The organism is Nocardia takedensis NBRC 100417, assembly GCF_000308695.1.
Taxonomy (GTDB): domain Bacteria; phylum Actinomycetota; class Actinomycetes; order Mycobacteriales; family Mycobacteriaceae; genus Nocardia; species Nocardia takedensis.
Genome location: NZ_BAGG01000207.1, coordinates 1 through 3,776, shown reverse-complemented (window position 1 = coordinate 3,776; position 3,776 = coordinate 1). Strand labels below are relative to the sequence as shown.

Annotated in this window: 2 protein-coding genes; one reads left to right on the top strand and one right to left on the bottom strand. The window is 71.4% G+C overall.

Translation table 11 applies throughout. The features are described from left to right. A partial coding sequence (locus ON30_RS28050; protein ID WP_040712021.1) for a PaaX family transcriptional regulator C-terminal domain-containing protein occupies positions 1–802 on the top strand: 802 nt, incomplete at its 5' end. Between the two features lie 67 nt (positions 803–869). Here the strand turns inward: ON30_RS28050 and rph are convergent. Further along, positions 870–3,485 carry a rifamycin-inactivating phosphotransferase gene (rph, locus tag ON30_RS28045; protein ID WP_040712019.1) on the bottom strand — a complete coding sequence of 872 codons (2,616 nt, stop codon included), beginning with the start codon at positions 3,483–3,485 and terminating at the stop codon, positions 870–872. Positions 3,486–3,776: the final 291 nt, after the last annotated feature.

Genomic DNA, 3,776 nt, shown 5'->3' with positions numbered 1-3,776 from the left:
CCGGCGCGACGGCAGCGTCGACTGCGGCGAACTCTACGAACTCGCGCCGCTGTTCGCGATGACCGACCAGCAGGTCCGGCTCTGCGTGAAACGACTGGTGGGCGAGGGACATTTCGTCCAGGAAGGGCGGGGGCGCAAGGCCGTTCTGCGCGCGACGCGGCAGACCCGCGCGGTCATCGGACCCGATCGCGACTTCCTGCGCTACATGTACGCCCAGGACCGCGGTGACATCGCCTGGGACGGACGGTGGCGACTGATCGGTTTCGCCGTCCCGGAATCGGATCGCCGCACACGCGATGTCCTGCGCGAGGCGGTCCTGCGCCTGGGCGGCGCCGCGATCCAGGGCGGCCTCTACGTCTGCGCGAATCCGTGGGAGCGGCGGATCCGTTCCGCCGTGGCCGCCTCGGACGCGGCCCGCTACGTCACCACGTGCACCACCACCGATCTCGTCGTCGGCGGTATCGAGGAACCGCGTGCCCTCGCGGCCCACCTGTGGCCGTTGGCCCGGATCGCCGAAGGCCACCGTCGTCTGCTCGCCGCCGCCGAACGATTCCGCGCCGAACTGCCCGAGGCCTCCCGAATCCAGCGGACCAGGATCACCGTGGCGCTGGCCGCCGAATTCAGCCGAGCCGTCGACCCCGACCCCCTGCTTCCGCCCGAGTTGCTGCCGCGCCCCTGGGTCGGCGCGGCGGCCCGCGCCGCCACCGCGGCCTGCTGGGCGGAACTGGCCGCTCGGGACCCGGACCGGTCGACCGACCTGTTCCGCTGGTACGCGGAGGCCATCCCCGCCCTGCCCGGCTGACGATTCGAGTGTGCGAAACAAACCGGGGACGCGACGGGGCATCCCCGGTTCGCCCGACCGGTTCCTGCTACGCGGGATCAGCAGGGGCGGACAGTATTTCGACGTAGCCGTCCGTGCCGTTCACCCGGATGCGCTGCCCGTCGCGAATCAGCCCGGTCGCCTGTTCGACGCCGACGACCGCGGGCAGTCCGTACTCGCGGGCGATCACCGCGCCGTGGGTCATCAGGCCGCCCACCTCCGTCACCAGACCCGCGATCGCGACGAACAGCGGTGTCCAACTCGGGTCGGTGTAGGCGGTGACCAGGATGTCGCCGGGGGCCAGATCCGCGCGCGCGATATCGGCCACGACCCGGGCGCGACCTTCGATCACCCCGGCCGAGACCGCCATCCCGGGCAGCGCGCCCGCCGGGAGATCCGCGCGCCGATAGGTCCCGCCGAGGGTTTCGCCGTCGGAGGTCAGCACCCGCGGCGGGGTGAGCGACCGGTACGCGCGGAACTCGGCCTCGCGTCGCCGCACCAGGTCCCGGTCCGCGTGCCGCGTGCGCGCGACCTCGGCCAGTTCGTCGAACCGGAAGTAGAAGATGTCCTCGGGATCGTCGAGAACCCCTGCGGCGACGAGGCGTTCGGCCTCGCGCAGCAACGCCCGCTTGTAGACGAAATAGCGGCCGACCATGCTGTACTTCGGATATTCGCGGAACCCGGAGAACGTGCGGACGCGATCGATCATCCGCTCGGCCTGCTCGGCCTTGTCCGGCAGCGCGCGCAGATCCCGCAGGATCTGGGCCTTCTTCTGCTCGGCCTCGCGCGCGCCCATCGTGAACAGTCGCGCTCCCGCGCCGGGTGCGAAATTCTCGACGTTGCCGAGAATCGTCGGGACCAGCGTGCGGGGACTCTCGCTCCAGCGCGGCCGGGTGATGTCGATCTCGCCGACGCAGCGCATGCCGTAGCGCGCGAGGAAGTCCTCGAACGCGGCCCGCGCCTCGCCGCCACCCGCGCATCGGGCCAGCCCGTCGAGGAATGCCGCACCGTCGACCGGCGAGCGCTCGGACTCGCGCAGATAGGCCACGACCTCCGCGTGCGGACGGATCACGTCGGCGACGTCGAGCAGCGCCAACCCCATCTCCGAGGTGACGTTCCCCGGGACGGACTGGGTGAGCACATCGGCCGCGTTCTTGTCGCCGAGCCAGTGCGCGAGGTGCTCGCCCAGCCACCACGAGGCGTCCATCGCCGCGTTGATCACCCGCATGACCCGCGGATCGAACACCACGCGCCGCAACTCCGCGATGTCGGCCCGGATGAAATCGAGCAGCGCCGGACCGGATTCGTCGCGGATGTCGTGGTCGAGCCGAGCCAGCGACTCCGCCATCCGCGCGATCAACTCGGCGACGAGATCCGGGTCGGCGTCGAGCGGTTCGGCCGCGCCGGCCGTTGTCGGGGCCTGCGCGTCGGCCTGGACCGCCGGTCGCAGGAAATCCCCGCGGTCGATGACGGTGCGCAGCGCGTCGCCGATCAGCGGGTCCGATTTGCCGAGCCCTTCGACCAAGCCGGTGCGTCCGGCCGCCGTCGACAGCATCTCGGTGACGTCCACGAACAACCGGCCGCCCGCGTCGCGCATCGGCGCGCGACTGGTCAGCTGCCACACCGACAGTCCCAGCGGTTTCATGGCGTCGGTCATCATCTGCTGGTGGCCGACCGAGACGTAGACGCGGTTCTCGGTGTCGGCGGCCGCCGGGATCGGGAACAGCGTGGTGATCGGTCTGCTCTGCACGACGAGCGGATTCGCGCCGTCCAGACACCACTCGATGTCCTGCGGACTGCCGAAGTGCGCTTCGACCCGACGCCCCAGTCGCGCGAGCGTCAACGCCTCGGCCCGCGACAGCACCGGTTCCTCGCGGCGCTCCCGCTCGATCTCGCGCACCCGCGTCCCGCCGCCCGGCGCCGGTTCGATCGCGAGTTTCTTGGCGGCGATCCGCGCCTCGACGACGCGATCCTCGCGCACCCGGTAGACGTCGGCGTCGACCAGTCCGGACACCAGCGCCTCGCCGAGGCCGAAACCGGCGTCGATCGAGACGACCTTCCGGTCCGAGGTGAGCGGATCGGCGGTGACCAGGATGCCCGCCGCGCGCGGGAACACCATCCGCTGCACGACCACCGCCATGCGGACCGCGCCGTGGTCGAATCCGTTGCGCAGTCGGTAGGCGACCGCCCGCTCGGTGAACAGCGACCCCCAACACCGGCTCACGTGCTCGACGATCGCCGCGGACCCCACGACGTTCAGGTAGGTGTCCTGCTGTCCCGCGAACGAGGCCGTCGGCAGATCCTCCGCCGTTGCGCTGGAACGCACGGCGTACGCGCCCTCGACGCCGAGCGATTCGTGCGCGCGGCGGATCTCGGCCGCCACCTCCTCGGGCACGCCGAGCGCCTCGATCGCCGCCCGCACCCGCGCGCTCGCTTTCCCGATCGCGTCGCGATCCTCGGCCGCCACCCGCGACAACGCCGCCAGGCCGGCCGCGACCGACGGCGCGTCCGTCACGGTCCGCGCGAACGCCTCAGTCGTCACGCAGAATCCGCCGGGCACCTCGACGCCGTCGATCCGCGCCAGCTCACCCAGGTTCGCCCCTTTGCCGCCGACGATCGCGACGGCGTTCCGGTCGATCTCCCCGAAGCCGAGCACATAGGTCATCCGCTACTCCTCACCTGGTGTTCCGGCGGTTCGCGAGCGATTATGGACCAGTTTCCGACACCTCATGAGGACCCGGGATCGGGTATAACGTAGAAGGGGGAGCGACACGGAACGCGCGCGATCATCGGCCGTCCGTCCGCGCGAACTCCCGCGAAGCCCCCGCCCGTTCTTCGGCGTAGGCGACGGCCTGCTCCACCGACTCCCGGTCGGCGGCGCTGTGCCGGAGTCGGCGCACGGCCTCCTCGAGGCGCGCGCTCGGCCCGTCTGCGGCGAGCAGCACGACGACGGCCT

Coding starts and splice junctions, on each gene's coding strand:
- rph (WP_040712019.1), bottom strand. CDS start 3,485: ATGACCTATGTGCTCGGCTTCGGGGAGATCGACCGGAACGCCGTCGCG.